Origin of the sequence: Streptomyces mesophilus (assembly GCF_040300965.1) — a bacterium.
GTDB classification, from domain to species: domain Bacteria; phylum Actinomycetota; class Actinomycetes; order Streptomycetales; family Streptomycetaceae; genus Streptomyces; species Streptomyces mesophilus_A.
Genome location: NZ_JBEPEW010000174.1, coordinates 1 through 15,203 on the forward strand (window position 1 = coordinate 1; position 15,203 = coordinate 15,203).

Genomic DNA, 15,203 nt, shown 5'->3' on the forward strand with positions numbered 1-15,203 from the left:
CGTGAGGGCCCACCGCTCATGGTCGCGCCACGCCCCGTCGATGTACAAGAAGTCCGCTGTCGCCGACGGCCTCGCGTACGCCGCCCACGTCGGTGGAGACGGTGGCGCGGCCGCAGGACATGGCCTCGATCAGCGTGAACGGGAACCCTTCGCTGATGCTGGACAGCATCACCACGTTGCCGGCCGCGTACGCCTCCAGGATGTCGTCCACGCGTCCTTCGAAGGTGACGGCATCCCCCTGCCCCAACTCGGCGGCGAGTGCGGCGCATTGGTCCCGGTAGGCCTCGCCTCCGCGCGGCGCGCCACCGAACAACCGCAGCCGCGCGTCCGGGAGTTCGGCGCGCACCAGGGCGAACGCCCTGATCAGCGTCTCCAGGTCCTTGATCGGGTCGATCCGGCCGGCCCAGCTGAGCGTCGGCGTCGCGGGCTCGGGGCCCGCGGGCGGGAAGGCGGCGGGATCCACGCCGTTGTAGACGGTGCGGATGCATTCCGGTGCGGCGCCGCCGCGTTCCTCCCACAGCCGGTTGTAGCGGTTGCCGGGCGTGATGAGGGCGGCGACCTGGTAGGTCTCCTCGGCGAGCAGCCGGAAGAACCCGAGCAGCAGGTACTTCACGGGCCACGTGAACCCGCCCGTGCGATAGCCGAGGTACCGCTCGCGCAGGTAGACGCCGTGCTCCGTCAGGAGCAGCGGCACCCCGTGGAGTCGATGCCCGACGAGCCCCGGCAGCACGGCGAGCCCGCCGCTGACCGCGTGCGCCACACCGTCGGACGGCGGCTCGGCGGCGAGCGGGCGCAGGACGTGCTCCAAGAGGTCCGTGGCGGTGAGGGCGTCGTGGAGCGTGGGCCGCGCGGCGGACACCTCCAGGTCCGTGCGGTTCCAGATGTCCACCAGGATCCGCAGAGCCTGCCGGGTGCGCAGTGCGGGGCCGAGCCGCCCGTCACGGGCCATCGTGGCCAGCCCGTACAGCGCGACCCCGAAGTACCGCTCGACGTCCGGGTCGAGCATCGAGGTCAGAAACAGTTCGTACGTGGAGAGCACCTGGTCGAGCCGCCGCCCGCGCGGAGCCCGCCGAGCAGCCGCAGGACCCCAGAGCGGGACGGTGACCGGCTCGGCGACATGGGAGGGCAGCTCCCACACGAGTGGTTCGCGTCCCGTGCCGGTGACGGCCGTGACGCGGAACTCGAAGTCCGGCATACCGCGGACGAGTTGGTCGCACCACACGCTCACGCCGCCATGGCTGTGCGGATAGGTGCCTTCGGTCAGCAAGGTGACCCGTGCCGTACCGGAGTGCGGCAGGTGTGACGGTGGCATGGTTCTGCTCCCCCGGGGTCTGTCGCCCACGGGCCTTGCGGCCTCGTCGCGGCAGGCGTGCGATACGGCCGCCGGTGCCGGGAGTGGCAGCTCCCGGCACCAGGACCGCTGGTGCTTCGGAACGGATCAAGCGACTCGTGCAGGTCGTACAGGCCGTCCGTGGAGGCGGTGCCGCCCGCACGGGCGGCGTCCTCAGCGCGTCACGCCGTACGGAACGTGCCGGCGGACGCCCTTGGGTGCCGGCAGTTCACCGGCGGGTTCGGCCACGGGCTCGGCCGCTTCCGTGGTCAGGGCGGTGGTCGCCGTCCCCGGCACGGTGAGGGTGATCTGGGTCTGCAGCAGGGCCGGTGAGACGCGTCCGGAGAGCGAGCCCGCGTAGGCGGTGCCGAACGGCGCGGTGCCCAGGAGCAGGTTCTGCCGGGTGCCGGCCGGCATGGTCGCGGTGGTCTTCACCCCGGCCGGGGCCTGCACGGTGACGGTGTTGCCGATCCGGTAGGCGGTGACCCGGCCCGCCTTCACGGCGGCGTCCCAGGCCGCGCGCTCGGTCAGTTCCGCGCCGATGTCCCTCTGGCGCAGGTTTTCCAGCGGCGCGCTGTCCGCGTAGAGGCCTTGGTACGCGGCGATGATCGCGTCCAGGACCGGGTAGGCGATGCGGTCCTCGGCCAGGTTCGACTGGTGGATGAAGTGCGGGCGCGGGTCGTTGGCGAGTGCGTGGGACAACGCGATCCGCGTCTCCAGCGGCACGATGTAGTCCGTGTACCCGGTGACGGGGTCCAACGGCGCGTCCAGGCACGTGGTGTTGGCGGCGGTCTCGCAGATGCCGCTGCCGCCGTCCGCCTTGCGGGTGTAGATCCAGTTGTACTCGTCGATCTGCTCGGCGGCGCGGGCCGCGTTGTAGAAGACGTTCATCGGGTAGCGCGGCACGGTCGTGGCCGGTCCGAGGGTGCGCTGCTACCGTTCGCGCGAGTTGTCCGACGCGAGACTGCGGATGCCGGTGTCCGAGAGGGCGCCCGCGAGGTTGGGGTTGTCCGCGGGCTGCTGCGGCAGCGTCTTGAGACCGGAGTGCTCACCGGTCACCAACTCGTCGTTCTGCAACGGCAGTCCGGCGTTCACACCCCACGTCCGGTTGTCGCGGACCTGCGCGGCGATCACCGACCGGGTCACGTACTTGACGCTGCCGTCGGCGTTCTTGGCGCACACCCAGGGCACCACGGAGACGTCCTGCACACACCCGAGATACGGGTGGTCGTAGGTGTGGTTGACCCAGCGGTAGCGGGCCTTGTCGGCGAGCAACTGCTGTGCGAGGGGGTCGCTGCCGCCGTTCTCCGCCTTGTACCGCACGCTGCCGCCGCCGTTGTAGACCATGTCGAGCGTGAACTTGCGCTCCGTGGACCACTGGGCCGCGTACCGCGCGTCGTCGGCCGTCATCCGGATCGGCCGCGGCTCGCCCTGCCCCGGCTGGCAGTCGACATCGCCGGGGGTGCAGTTGAGCGCGCTGTCCCAGCGGTCGTCCGCACCGAAGACATCGTCGACGTGTACGGCGAAGTAGTTGCGGTTCATGCCCAGGTGGACGCCCTGGGTCAGCCACCCCACGATGCCGCGCGCGAGCAGCCGGTACTGCTGCTGGTACTGGTTGTAGACGAAGGACACGACCAGTTCGCGCCGGCCGTCGTGCCGGTACTCGCCGACGATGGTGCCGCGCTCCTGGCTCTGCGGCAGCGGCACCTCCACGTACGAGGTGAAGTCGGCGCCCGCGAGGGGCTTGGCCGCGAAGGCGTAACTCTCGCCCACCGTCGGCGAGTTGTCCTCGAAGGGCACTGCGCCGTCGAGGTAACCGAAAGGCCCGGCCTTCCCGGCGGCGGTGACCTGCGCCTTCGCGCCGTCAAGCGATCCGCTGTAGCCCCCGTTCACCGGGTAGTCGAGTCCCACTTCGGGGCGGGCGTAGGTGTAGGCGTCGACCTGCGGGATCGCGAACTTCTTCTCGTACGTGGCGAGCGCGGCCATCTCGGCCGAGCCCTCACCGAACGGGTTGTCGTTCGGCAGCACGACCGCCTGGAACTTGGCGCGGGGCCGCCCGGAGACGGTGTCCGAAAGAAAGGCGGCATTGATGGCGGGACGGTCGGCGCGGCCCAGGTCCACGAGCGTGTAGGGCGTTCCGGCGCCGTCGAGTTCGGCGGCGATCGCGGCCGTCGCGGGGCCGCCGTCGCTCACGACGAGGATCTTGAGATCGATGCGCGGCACGGGGTCGGCGGCCGCGGCTTGCAGGGGCGTGACGGTTGCCAGGGCCAGCGACGCCGTGGACACGGCGAGGGCGGCTCTGCGCAGCTTGCGGTTCATTGCGGAATGGATCCCTCCCCGGAAGGGGCATGCCGACTCCCGTACGACATGTCCCTTTCCCACTGTCTGTCGGGACACATAGTGGTGCGCCCGGGGCGGGAAATGTGGGGGCCCTGTGAAAGGTGGCGAGATCCGTTCCCGCACAGAAGTCCGATGGGAGGGCCCTGAAGAGCCGCCCCAGCGGTCCACACCATTAAAAATATTTTGGCCACTCAACGAATCCGGCCAATTACGCAACGTTTCCTTCATTCGGTCGTTGTGCGCGGCCGTATACGCCCGCCACCTGCATCGATCCCGACAAATCGTCGAGAAGAGCACACACGTGCGGCGCCTTAACATTGCGGGGATCATCACGGCTCCGCGCGAGGAAAGAGACCAGCCACCATGAATCTCGGCGTCCGCTGGACCCTGCACGGCGACGGGCGCACCCCGGCGCCCGGCGCGGTGGTCCGCCCCGACGAACGGCTCTCCTGGCCGCGCACCTTCGGTCTCGGCGCGCAGCACGTGGTGGCGATGTTCGGGGCGTCGTTCGTCGCCCCCGTTCTGATGGGCCTCGACCCCAACCTCGCGATCATGATGTCGGGTGTCGCGACGGTCGTCTTCCTGCTCGCGACCCGCGGCAAGGTGCCCAGCTACCTGGGCTGTTCGCTGTCGTTCGTGGGTGTCGCGGCCGTCATCCGGGCCCAGGGCGGCAGCAGCGCCACGGTCACCGGCGCGGTGTTCGTGGTGGGCGCCGCGCTGTTCCTGGTGGGCCTCGCGGTACGGAAGTTCGGGGCGCGGATCATCCATGCCGCGATGCCTCCGGTGGTGACCGGTGCGGTGGTCATGCTGATCGGGTTCAACCTGGCGCCGGTGACCGCATCCACGTACTGGCCGCAGGACCAGTGGGTGGCCCTGCTGACCATGCTGTTCACCGGTTTGGCGGTGGTGTGCCTGCGCGGTTTCTGGGCACGTATCGCGATCTTCCTCGGCCTGATCTTCGGATACGGGATCTCGTGGCTCTTCGACCGCGTCTTCGGGAAGATCAACTCGGTGGTCGGCGGCGGGGCCGCCACCGACCACTGGCGGCTCGACCTCTCGGCGGTCGGCAAGGCGGACTGGATCGGCCTGCCGAACTTCCACGGACCGTCCTTCGAATGGTCCGCGATCCTCGTCGCGCTGCCCGTGGTGATCGCCCTGATCGCCGAGAACGCCGGACACGTCAAGGCCGTCGGCGAGATGACCGGCGACAACCTCGACGACAAGCTGGGCACCGCGATCTCCGCGGACGGTGCCGCGTCCATGCTCTCCACCGCCGTCGGCGGCCCGCCGAACACCACGTACGCGGAGAACATCGGCGTCATGGCCGCGACCCGCGTCTACTCGACGGCCGCCTACTGGGCCGCGGCGCTCTTCGCCCTGCTCTTCGGCCTCTGCCCGAAGGTCGGCGCGATCGTCGCCGCGATCCCGGGCGGTGTGCTAGGCGGCATCACCGTGATCCTCTACGGCATGATCGGTCTGCTCGGCGCGCAGATCTGGATCAACTCCCGGGTGGATCTGCGCAATCCGCTGAACCTGGTGCCGGCCGCTGCGGGCATCATCATCGGCACCGGCGGGGTCAGCCTGAAGTTCACGGACACCTTCGAGCTCAGCGGGATCGCCCTGGGCACCCTGGTGGTCATCACCGGCTATCACGTGCTGCGGGCGTTCGCCCCCGCGTATATGAAGCAGAGCCGCGAGCCGCTGCTCGACGAGGGCACCTCGCGCTACGAGGGCACGTCGGCCGACGAGGGAACGAAGGGCTGATCCGCCACCAGGCCCCAGGAAGACTGGTCAGCCGCCGGTCACCAGGTCGTGCGCGTAACTGGGTGTGAACGTCCCCGGCTTGCCCTTGCAGCCGTCGGACTCCCCCGGCAGCTTGATCCAGAGATACGCGTCGATCCGCGACCGGCCGGTGGAGAGCGTCGGTGGGCGGCCGAGTTTGCGGCCCGCCGGATCGCACCACTCGCCGTCGGGCGGCGGCCCGTTGCCGTTGCGGCTGGTGTCGATCACGGCGCCGAGACCGGACGGGCCGCCGAGCGCGTTCAGGACGGACTGCGCGTAGGCGACTTCGTCGTCCGTGCGGTGGAAGTTCGAGACGTTCGTGAAGATGCCGTCCGACGAGGCCGCCGATGCGGCTCCCGCCTGCCGCAACGCGGAGGCCTGTTTCGCCGCTGAGTTCCAGCCGGAGTGACCGGCGTCGTAGTAGACCCGCGCACGGGGATTGGCAGCCTTCAGGGTGCGGCCCGCGCGTGCCAACGAGGCGAAACGCGCGCTGCGTTGCCCCGCGTCGAGGCATTCGAACTGGGCCAGCGAGTCGGGTTCGAGTATCACGATGACCTCGGATGAGCCGAGCCCCGCGGCGAACTTCTGGATCCACGCGTCGTACGCCCCGAGATCGGGCGCACCGCCCTGCGAATGCCCGCCGCAGTCACGGTCCGGGATGCCGTACGCCACCACCGTGGGCACCTGGCCGCGCGCCGAGGCGCCCGAGGTCACGGCCCGTACCCGGGAGGTGATCGTGTCCGGGCTGTAGTCGGCGAACCAGACGGCGGCCGGCCGGTCGGCTATCTGCGCCTCTATCAGGGGCCGGCGGGGGTCATCGCGGTTGGCGCGCACCCAGTCGAGCACCTGGGACTGACCGTGCAGATAGAGCCCGTTGGACACGGATGACTTCGCCTTCCCGTCGGCCGGAGACTTCGCCGGCTTCTTCGACGGCGACTTGGACGGCTTCGGGGACTTCGACGGGCTCACGGACGCGGAAGGAGTGGGCACGGCGGGCAGCGGCTCCAGCGTCGGCGACCGGGTCTCCTTGGGCCCGGCCTCGTCCGCCGTTCCCCCGCCGTCGGCCAGCACTCCGGTGACCGTGCCGATCACCACGACCAGCGAGGCCGCGGCGGCCATCCCATGGCGCAGATGTGTCCGTCTGCGCTCGGCGCGTTCCGTCCGGCGCTGCGCGCGTACGCCTTGCACGTCGCTCTTCCCCCCACCATTCCTGTTCCCTTACGACGGCCCGCGGGCGCCCCGTTCCCCCGATCCGGCGAAGCTCCCGGCCCGGCGGACCTCCCCGCAGCCTACGGCTGGGACGCTGCGTGCATGGCGCAGACCGGTCAGTTCACAGCAGACACCCCCCATGTCACGGCCGTAGCGGCGCGGATGCGCGCCCTGGACGCCCGGTGGCCGCAGACGGATGGCGTGGCCGTCTTCAACCGGGTGTACCTGGCGGTGACCGAGGAGATCGACACGCGTCTGCGCGGCGGCGAGTTCCCCGACGTCCTGGCCGCACAGACGCTCGATATCCGGTTCGCCGGGCGCTACTTGGACGTGGTCGACGCCTCGGCGGAGGGCGGCCGTCCACCCGCGTGCTGGCGGCCTCTGTTCCAGTACCGGGGCCATCGCGGCGTACGACCCCTGCAGTTCGCGCTCGCGGGCATCAATGCGCACATCGGTCACGATCTTGCGCTGGCCGTCGTGGACACCTGTCGTAGCCTCGACTGCGACCCCCGCATGATCGAGGACGAGTTCGACCGCGTCGGCGAGATCCTTGTCACACTGGAGGAGCGCATCCGCGAGGAGCTGATGCCCGGTCCCGATCTGCTCCAGGTGGCCGATCCGCTCACGCATCTGCTCGGCTCCTGGAGTCTGGAGCGCGCACGGGACGCGGCATGGTCGGCGGCACGGGTGCTGTGGGGCCTGCGTGAACTGCCGGAGCTGGCCGAGGAGTTCACACAGCGGATGGATGCGGGGGTCGGTCTGGTGGGGCGGTGTCTGCTGACCCCGTGGCGCTGACCTCGGACGACGGCGTCCGGTGAAATAGGCGCAACGGCCGCCGCGTTGTGAGCGGCACACCCACAAGGAGGTCAGGTATGGCGATCCGGCTCGGTCTTTCGCTCCCGCAGATGAAGCAGTTCGACATCGGCCGCGACATCCCCGCGGTGGCGCGGGCCGCGGAGGACATCGGCTACGAAAGTGTCTGGGTGTTCGAGCGGGTGCTGTTCCCGACACCCATGCGGCAGGGCCTGGCCGGGATCGAAGGACTGCCCTGGCCCGACGCGTACCGTTCGGTCGCCGAACCACTGGTCTCCCTCACCCTCGCGGCCGCGGTGACCGAACGCGTACAGCTGGGCACCAGTGTCCTGGTCGCCCCGCTGCACATCCCGTTCGAACTGGCCCGCGCGCTCGCCACGCTGGACCGTGCGAGCGGCGGCCGGGTGGTGGCGGGCCTGGGCACCGGCTGGGCGCACGACGAGTACGCGGCCCAAGGGGTCGCCCCGTTCTCCCGGCGCGGCAAGGTCCTCGACGAACTGCTCGACGTCTGCGCCGCCGTCTGGGGCCCCGACCCGGTCGCATACGAGGGTGAGCTGACGCAGATCGTGCCGTCCGAGGTCGGCCCGAAACCGGTCCGTCCCATCCCCGTCCACCTCCCGGCGTTCAGCCCGCGCGCGACGCGGCGCCTGGTGCGGCGCGCGGACGGCTGGATGCCGATCGCCATGGGGGCACCCCAACTGGCCTCCGCCTGGCAGGGGGTGCAGGACATGGCGGCCGAGCACGGACGCGAGCGGCCGATCGACGTGACCGTCCGCATCAACGCCCGCCTCCTCGACAAGCCGTACGAAGGTGACGACCGCGAGCCCTTCCAGGGCAGCCTCGACCAGCTCGTCGAGGACCTCGCCGCGCATGCGCAGGTCGTCCCGGGCACCTACTTCTTCGATCTGCAGAACGGCGCCCGGGACGGCGAGGAACTGAAGGACCGGGCAGCCGCGGTGTACGAAGCCGTGGCCGCGTCCGGGATCTGAGCCTTCGCCGGGACCCGGTCAGTCCTCGGGCAGCTCCACCGGCGCGATCTCGTCGAAGAGGTCGCCAGGCCCGGGGTTGGCCGGGTCGGTGGCGCCGCCGAACTGGTGCATGACGCCCCACACGGCGTTGAGCGCGGTCTGTACGGCGCCTTCGGCCCAGCCGGCCGTCCAGGAGATGTCGTCGCCGGCGAGGAAGAGCCCGCGCTTGTCGTCCGGAAGCCGGTCCTGCATGAAGTGCGTGAACAGTCGCCGCTGGTAGCGGTAGTGGCCCGGCAGGTTGGCCTTGAACGCGCCCATGAAGTAGGGCTCGTTCTCCCAGGAGACGGTGACCGGGTTGCCGATGATGTGGCCGCGGATGTCGACGTTCGGGTAGATCTCGCCGAGCGACTTCAGCATGACCTCCATCCGCTCGTTCGCGGACAGCGGCAGCCACTTGAGGCTGTCGTCGCACCAGGTGTACGAGAGGCAGATGACGGCGGGCTTGTCGGGGCCGTTGTCGAGCAGGTAAGTCCCGCGCGTCATACGGTCGGTGAGGGTCATCGACATGACGTCCCGACCGGTGGCGTTGCCTTGGCCGTCGACGGCCTTGTCCAGCCAGAACGGCCGGTCGACGGGCACGAACAGCTTGCTGGACTCCATGTAGTGGGTGCGCTCGATCGCCGTCCAGTGGTCGATCGGGAAGAGCGAGTCGTCGCAGGCGATCTTCGAGAGCAGCATCCAGGACTGCGCGGTGAAGACGGCGGCACGGTACGTGCGGATGTCGCCGCTCGCGTCCGTCACGGTGACCCGGTTGCCCGCGGTGCGGTGAAGGCGGGTCACGGCGGGACGCGGCTCGCCGCCCTCGTGCAGGGAGCTCAGCGAGGTCCCGTACGCCCAGTGGAGGATCTTCTCGGGGGTGCGCTCCCAGAGCCTGAGCGGCAGCTGCTGGCTGCCGCCGACGATGCCGCGGTGGTGGTCGTCGGCCTCGGTGTAGACGACCCGCAGGATCTCCAGGATCGAGTTGGGGAAGTCGGTGTCCCAGCCGCCGGTGCCGAAGCCGACCTGGCCGAAGATCTCGCGGTGGCGGAAGGACTTGAAGGCCTCGGAGTCGCAGAGGAAACCGTAGAAGGTCTGGTTGTCGAGCTTCTCGACCAGCTGCGCCCAGATCCTGCGGATCGTGGGGATGTCGCGCTCGCGCAGCGCGCGGTTCATCGCGGAGAAGTCGGCGCCCTCCTCCAGACAGGCGTTCCAGGCGTTCATGACGTCCCGGTAGACCTGCGGCAGATCGTCCACCGAAGTGGCGTAGTGGGACTCACCCTTGAGGTCGACGACGGTCGAAGGGGTGGACTCCGCAAGGGGGTTGGGGAACGGCTTGGTCTCCAGGCCCACCAGGTCGATGTAGTGCTGGAGCGCTGTCGAGGAGGGCGGGAAGCGCATCGCGCCCATCTCGGCGGTGAGTTCGGGGTCGCAGCCGTCGAAGCCGACGGTGCGCAGCCGGCCGCCGATTTGGTCGGCCTCGTACACGACGGGCTTGAGGCCCATCTTCATCAGCTCGTACGCGGCGATGATGCCGGACAGACCGCCGCCTATGACGGCGACCTCCTGGCCGTGCTCGGTCGCCGGTATCTGGCCGAGGCCCGCCGGGTGCGCGAGGAAGTCGTCGTACGCGTACGGGAAGTCCGGACCGAACATCGTGATCGGCGGCTGCGTCGCCGAGGTGTGCTGGACGGCGGTGGGCACCGTGGACGTCATGGGGTACGGACTCCTTGCGGGGAACTGAAGGGGAGCTGGAGGGGAGCTGGAGGGGAGCTGAGGCAGGATCAGATCAGGGAGCCGTAGAGGCCCGGGCGTCGGTCGCGCAGATACGGGTTCTCGGCGCGCGAGGCGGCCAGGAACTCCGGGTCCACGTCGGCGAAGAGGAGCTCCGGGCCGCGCCCGCCCCGGGTGCGGGCGATGCCGTCGGGACCGACGAGCGTGGACAGGCCCACGAACTCGAACTCGCCTTCCGCGCCTGCCCTGTTCACATACGCCACGTACATCTGGTTCTCGAAGGCCCGTACCGGTACGAGCGATTCGGCGACGAACTGGAAGGGGTGCATCTGCGCGGTCGGCACCAGGAGCAGGTCGGTGCCGGCGAGCGCGTGCGCCCGTACGTTCTCCGGGAACTCCACGTCGTAACAGATCATGATCCCGACCCGGAGGCCGCCGAGTTCGGCCTGCACGACGGTCTTGTCGCCCGGGGTGAAGTGCTGCTGCTCGAAGCCGCCGAACAGATGGGTCTTGCGGTAGTCGGCGAGCGCGGTGCCGTCCGGGCCGACGAGGCGCGCGGCGTTGTAGACCTGCTCGCCGTCGCGCTCGGGGTAGCCGTGGACGATCGCCAGGCCATGGCGGGCGGCGGTCGCGGCGACGGCCTGTGCGGAGGGGCCGTCGGCGGGCTCGGCGAGACGTGCGACGTCCTCGCCGATCGCGTACCCGGTCAGGAACATCTCCGGGCAGATCAGCAGCCCCGCGCCGACGGCGGCGGCGCGCTCCGCGGTCTCGTCGAGGAGCGCCAGATTGGCCTGCACATCGCCGGGTGTTCCGGAGTTCTGGAGCAGGGCGGTGCGCAACGGCGGCATGGGCGGACCTCGGTGGTACGGAAAGTTCGGCGGGGACGCCTTGAAGGTACGTTCACGCGTGAGGCCGCGACAAGACGCGTCCATTGCGCATTGCTGTGCTGTTTGTTGCGCGAAAGACGTACCGAGCGGCGATTTGTTGCGCCCGAGGCGGGCCCTTACTGCGGCGCCCCCGAGGAGTACCGACGCAGCAACGGCGACAGCACGAGCACGGACTTGGTCCGCTCCACGAACGGCTCCCCCGCGATCTTCTCCAGAACCTGCTCGAAGTGCCGCATATCGGCCGCGAAGATCTGCACCACCGCATCCGCCTCCCCCGTGACGGTCGATGCGGAGGCGATCTCCGGATAGCGCTCGAGACCGTCACGGATCGCGTCGGGGGACGTCTGGCTGCGGCAGTAGATCTCGACGAAGCCCTCGGTCTGCCAGCCGAGCGCCGACGGATCGACCCGCACCGTGAACCCGGTGATCGCACCGCTCGCCCGCAGCCGGTCGACCCGCCGCTTCACCGCGGGCGCGGACAGGCCGACCAGCTGGCCGATGTCGGCGAAGGAGCGCCGGGCGTCCTCGGCCAGGGCGTGGACGATGCGTTCATCGAGCTCGTTCAGCACGGCGGGCGGGTCACTTCTCCTCGGTCGCAGGGGCGCCGGCCTCCACGGCCAGCCGCGAGCGGCTGCGGCCGTACGCGAAGTAGATCGCGAGGCCGACCGCCATCCACAGGCCGAACACCGTCCAGGTGATGGCCCGCAGCGACACCATCATCCACACGCACAGGCCGAAGCCGATCAGCGGGAACAGCGGAGCGAACGGCACCCGGAAGGTGCGGTTCAGATTCGGCCGGGTCCGGCGCAGCACGAGCACGGAGACATTCACCAGGGCGAAGGCGAAGAGCGTGCCGATGCTGGTGGCGTCGGCCAGTTCACCGAGCGGGATGGCGGCGGCGAGCACTCCGCAGAACAGCGAGACCCAGATCGTGTTGATCCGCGGCACGCCGGTGCGCGCGTGGACCTTGGCGAAGGACTTGGGGACCAGTCCGTCGCGGGACATGGCGAAGAGGATGCGGGTCTGGCCGTAGAGCACCGCGAGCACGACGGACGCGATGGCGATCACCGCTCCGCCCGCGAGGACCGTGCCCCAGAAGGTCTGCCCGGTGACCTCGTTCATGATCGCGGCGAGTGTGGCCTCGGTGTCGGTGAACCCCTCCCAGGGCCGCGCGCCGATGGCCACGAAGGCGACCAGGACGTACAGAGCGGTGACGATGCCGAGCGAGAGCAGGATCGCGCGCGGCAGATCGCGCTGCGGGTTCTTCGCCTCCTCGCCGGCCGTGGATGCGGCGTCGAAGCCGATGTACGAGAAGAACAGGGTCGCGGCCGCACCGCTCACACCGGCCATGCCGAGCGGCATGAAGTCCTCGTAGTTGCCGGACTGGAAGCCGGTCAGGCCGACCGCGCAGAAGAGCAGCAGCGCCGCGATCTTCACGCCGACCATGACGGCGTTGACCCGGGCGGACTCCTTGGAGCCACCGAGCAGCACGACGCCCGCGAGCAGGACGAGGATCAGCGAGGGCAGGTTGATCACGCCGCCGTCGCCGGGCGGCGAGGCGAGCGCGTCCGGGATCGTGACGCCGATGGTGCCGTCGAGGAACTCGTTGAGGTACTCGCCCCAGCCGACGGCCACCGCCGCGATCGAGACGCCGTACTCGAGGATCAGACACCAGCCGCAGATCCAGGCGATGACTTCGCCCAGCGTTGCGTACGCATAGGAGTACGAGGAGCCGGCGACGGGGATGGTGCCGGCCAGCTCGGCGTACGAGAGGGCCGAGAAGAGGGCCGTCAGACCGGCGATCACGAAGGACAGCGTGACGGCGGGACCGGCCTTGGGCACGGCCTCGCCGAGCACCACGAAGATGCCGGTGCCGAGCGTGGCGCCGATGCTGATCATCGTCAGCTGCCACATGCCCATGGTGCGGCGCAGTCCGCCGCCCTCGCCGTGACCTCCTTCGGCGACCAGACGCTCGACCGGCTTACGGCGCATCAGACTGCCGAACAGGGACGGGCCGGTGACAGGGGGCGGCGCGACGGACACCTGGGAACTCCTCGGTGGGCTGTGGGGGACCGCAAGACCATACGGGGTGACGCATTCACTTGCGTAACGCAGCGAATCGACGACCGGAGGGAAAGATTCCGGCGTTTCCGTCCGGAATACGGCAGTTCGTTGCGCGCCGCCACTCGACAGCCCGTACCGCTGTGAGCATTGACACATCCGCCGGGCTCGCTCATCCTCCTCGCCGCCCGAGCGCGGCATCTTTCGGCATTTCGAAAACCGGCATCTCGAAGCGATGGAGGAGTGGCCCGGATGGATCTGGATGTCCTGTACGAGATCGACGTGCCCAAGCCCTGGAACGGGCCGCACCCCTATGGCCAGCGCGAGGCCGAACAGCGCGCCTACCGCGAGGCCGTCGAGCAGATACGCCTCGCGGACCGGGTGGGCTTCCGTACGGTCTGGGCGGTCGAGCACCACTTCCGCGAGGGCCGCTCGCACTGTCCGGCGCCGGAGGTCCTGCTCGGCCATCTCGCTGCGCTGACCGAGCGGATACGGCTCGGCTTCGGCGTGACCCTGACGCCCTTCGGTTTCACGCCCCCGCAGCGCATCGCCGAGAAGGTGGCGGCGGTCGACATCCTGTCCGGCGGCCGGGTCGAGTGGGGCACCGGGCGCTCGACGCCGATGGAGCAGACGGCGTTCGGCGTGGACCGTGAGCTGTCGCGGGCGGACTGGCGCGAGGCGATCGAGATCGTCACGGGGATGTGGCGCGAGGAGTACTTCTCCTACGAGTCCCCGCGCTTCTCGTTCCCGCGCCGCATGGTCACGCCCAAGCCCGTACAGGATCCGCATCCGCCGGCCTGGATGGCTGCTACCTCGGCGGGCTCGGCGGAGGTCGCGGGCCAGGCCGGGATGGGACTGCTCTCGTTCTCGATCATGCAGCCCCTCGAGAAGATGGCCCAGCAGGTCGAGGCGTACCGCCGGGCCGCCCTCGCCCCGTCCCCGCTCACCGATGTCACCACGAACCGCGTCAGCGCGTACACACTCGTCCATGTCGCGGACAAGCCGTCGAAGCGCGTCTGGGACTCGGTGGCCTGGTGGTACAGCAACCTCGCCCGGTTCACCCTCGACTGGGAGCTGCCCCACCTCTCGCCCGAGGAGCGCGACCGCACCTTCCCGTTCCTCAACCCGATCCTCGAAGGGACCGTCCCCGTACAGGAGTTCAACGACGGCGACATGATCCTGATCGGTGACGCGGAGACGGTCATCCGCAAGGCCAAGCACTATGCGGACCTCGGTATCGACCAGCTGATCTGCTACGTCCAGTGGGGCTATCTGGAGCACCAGGAGATCCTGCGGACGATCGAGATCCTGGGCAAGGAAGTCATTCCGGAGCTCGCCGCCTACCAGCCGCGGCGACCGTCATGAGCGGCGCCGGTACGGCGCCGGGGGCAGGGCCGGGGGCGGGGGCCGGGGCCGGGGCCGGGCCCGGGGCTCCCCTCGACGACTCCCCAGTCCCCGACTATCCGGGGCTTTCGCGCCTGGACGGCCGCGGCTTCGTGCTGCTCGGCGCGGGCAACGGCATCGGACGGCAGACCGCGCACGCGCTCACCGCATCGGGCGCGCGCGTGGTCTGCGTGGACATCGACAAGGAGCGGGCCGAGGCGGTCGCGGCCGAGACGGGCTCCCTCGCCCATGTGGCGGATGTGACCCGGCGGGACGCCGTCCGTGAGCTCTTCGCCGATTCCGTACGGGAGTTGGGCGCCGTGCACGGTGTCGTGGACATCGTGGGCATGGCCCGCTACAAGGCGCTCGCGGAGCTGGACGACGAGGAGTGGGACTGGCACTTCGACATCGTGCTGCGTCATGCCCGGCTCGCCATCGAGTACGGGGCCGAGGCGGTGGCCGCGTCGGGCGGCGGACCGCTGGTGTTCGTGGCCTCGGTGTCCGGCCTGACCGGCGCGCCGCTGCACGCGGCGTACGGCGCGGCGAAGGCCGGCCTGGTCTCCCTGGTCCGCTCGGCGGCGGTGGAGTACGGCGCGCGCGGTGTCCGCGTCAACGCCGTGGCGCCCGGCGTCGTCTGGACCCCGCGCGTGGCCGGCCTGC

Annotated in this window: 10 protein-coding genes and 2 pseudogenes; 5 read left to right on the top strand and 7 right to left on the bottom strand. The window is 70.0% G+C overall.

What is annotated here, in order from left to right; all coding sequences use genetic code 11:
• Positions 1–25: 25 nt before the first annotated feature.
• Both pelF and ABT367_RS36185 read right to left on the bottom strand, forming a co-directional pair.
• Positions 26–1,312 (bottom strand): annotated as a pseudogene (gene pelF, locus ABT367_RS36180) (GT4 family glycosyltransferase PelF); the annotation flags it as partial.
• A gap of 192 nt (positions 1,313–1,504) precedes the next feature.
• A pseudogene (locus tag ABT367_RS36185) lies at positions 1,505–3,649 on the bottom strand (hypothetical protein).
• Between the two features lie 384 nt (positions 3,650–4,033).
• Between ABT367_RS36185 and ABT367_RS36190 the strand changes: the two are divergent.
• Positions 4,034–5,434, top strand: a complete 1,401-nt coding sequence (locus tag ABT367_RS36190; protein WP_352257531.1) for a uracil-xanthine permease family protein — start codon at positions 4,034–4,036, stop codon at positions 5,432–5,434.
• 27 nt (positions 5,435–5,461) lie between these two features.
• Here ABT367_RS36190 and ABT367_RS36195 read toward each other — a convergent pair whose 3' ends face one another.
• Positions 5,462–6,571: a glycoside hydrolase family 6 protein gene (locus ABT367_RS36195; protein ID WP_352257539.1), complete on the bottom strand. Its 1,110-nt coding sequence runs from the start codon at positions 6,569–6,571 to the stop codon at positions 5,462–5,464.
• Positions 6,572–6,763: 192 nt separating this feature from the next.
• Here ABT367_RS36195 and ABT367_RS36200 point away from each other — a divergent pair, with 192 nt between their 5' ends.
• Together ABT367_RS36200 and ABT367_RS36205 are read left to right on the top strand one after the other, a co-directional pair.
• On the top strand, positions 6,764–7,456 hold the full coding sequence (locus ABT367_RS36200; protein ID WP_352257532.1) for a DUF5995 family protein: 693 nt from the start codon (positions 6,764–6,766) through the stop codon (positions 7,454–7,456).
• 77 nt (positions 7,457–7,533) lie between these two features.
• Positions 7,534–8,463, top strand: coding sequence for an LLM class F420-dependent oxidoreductase (locus ABT367_RS36205; protein ID WP_352257533.1), 930 nt, complete (start codon positions 7,534–7,536; stop codon positions 8,461–8,463).
• Positions 8,464–8,481: 18 nt separating this feature from the next.
• On the opposite strand, the gene ABT367_RS36210 is transcribed toward ABT367_RS36205, so the two are convergent.
• The 4 genes from ABT367_RS36210 to ABT367_RS36225 all read right to left on the bottom strand — a co-directional run bounded on the left by ABT367_RS36210 (position 8,482) and on the right by ABT367_RS36225 (position 13,091).
• On the bottom strand, positions 8,482–10,194 hold the full coding sequence (locus ABT367_RS36210; protein WP_352257534.1) for a flavin monoamine oxidase family protein: 1,713 nt from the start codon (positions 10,192–10,194) through the stop codon (positions 8,482–8,484).
• 68 nt (positions 10,195–10,262) lie between these two features.
• Positions 10,263–11,060, bottom strand: a complete 798-nt coding sequence (locus ABT367_RS36215) for a carbon-nitrogen hydrolase family protein (protein ID WP_352257535.1) — start codon at positions 11,058–11,060, stop codon at positions 10,263–10,265.
• Between the two features lie 155 nt (positions 11,061–11,215).
• The gene (locus ABT367_RS36220; RefSeq protein WP_352257536.1) at positions 11,216–11,668 is read right to left on the bottom strand and encodes an Lrp/AsnC family transcriptional regulator; all 453 of its coding nucleotides are present in this window, start codon (positions 11,666–11,668) and stop codon (positions 11,216–11,218) included.
• Between the two features lie 10 nt (positions 11,669–11,678).
• Positions 11,679–13,091, bottom strand: a complete 1,413-nt coding sequence (locus tag ABT367_RS36225) for an amino acid permease (RefSeq protein ID WP_352257540.1) — start codon at positions 13,089–13,091, stop codon at positions 11,679–11,681.
• Positions 13,092–13,412: 321 nt separating this feature from the next.
• On the opposite strand from ABT367_RS36225, the gene ABT367_RS36230 reads away from it, so the two are divergent.
• Positions 13,413–14,525 carry an LLM class flavin-dependent oxidoreductase gene (locus ABT367_RS36230; protein WP_352257537.1) on the top strand — a complete coding sequence of 371 codons (1,113 nt, stop codon included), beginning with the start codon at positions 13,413–13,415 and terminating at the stop codon, positions 14,523–14,525.
• Positions 14,522–15,203 (top strand): SDR family NAD(P)-dependent oxidoreductase (locus ABT367_RS36235; protein ID WP_352257538.1); only part of this gene is annotated, 682 nt, incomplete at its 3' end. The genes ABT367_RS36230 and ABT367_RS36235, both read left to right, overlap by 4 nt.

What these genes read in the sequence shown, in the direction of transcription:
- ABT367_RS36190 (WP_352257531.1), top strand. Translation starts at nt 4,034, where the DNA reads ATGAATCTCGGCGTCCGCTGGACCCTGCACGGCGACGGGCGCACCCCG.
- ABT367_RS36195 (WP_352257539.1), bottom strand. Translation starts at nt 6,571, where the DNA reads ATGGCCGCCGCGGCCTCGCTGGTCGTGGTGATCGGCACGGTCACCGGA.
- ABT367_RS36200 (WP_352257532.1), top strand. Translation starts at nt 6,764, where the DNA reads ATGGCGCAGACCGGTCAGTTCACAGCAGACACCCCCCATGTCACGGCC.
- ABT367_RS36205 (WP_352257533.1), top strand. Translation starts at nt 7,534, where the DNA reads ATGGCGATCCGGCTCGGTCTTTCGCTCCCGCAGATGAAGCAGTTCGAC.
- ABT367_RS36210 (WP_352257534.1), bottom strand. Translation starts at nt 10,194, where the DNA reads ATGACGTCCACGGTGCCCACCGCCGTCCAGCACACCTCGGCGACGCAG.
- ABT367_RS36215 (WP_352257535.1), bottom strand. Translation starts at nt 11,060, where the DNA reads ATGCCGCCGTTGCGCACCGCCCTGCTCCAGAACTCCGGAACACCCGGC.
- ABT367_RS36225 (WP_352257540.1), bottom strand. Translation starts at nt 13,091, where the DNA reads ATGCGCCGTAAGCCGGTCGAGCGTCTGGTCGCCGAAGGAGGTCACGGC.
- ABT367_RS36230 (WP_352257537.1), top strand. Translation starts at nt 13,413, where the DNA reads ATGGATCTGGATGTCCTGTACGAGATCGACGTGCCCAAGCCCTGGAAC.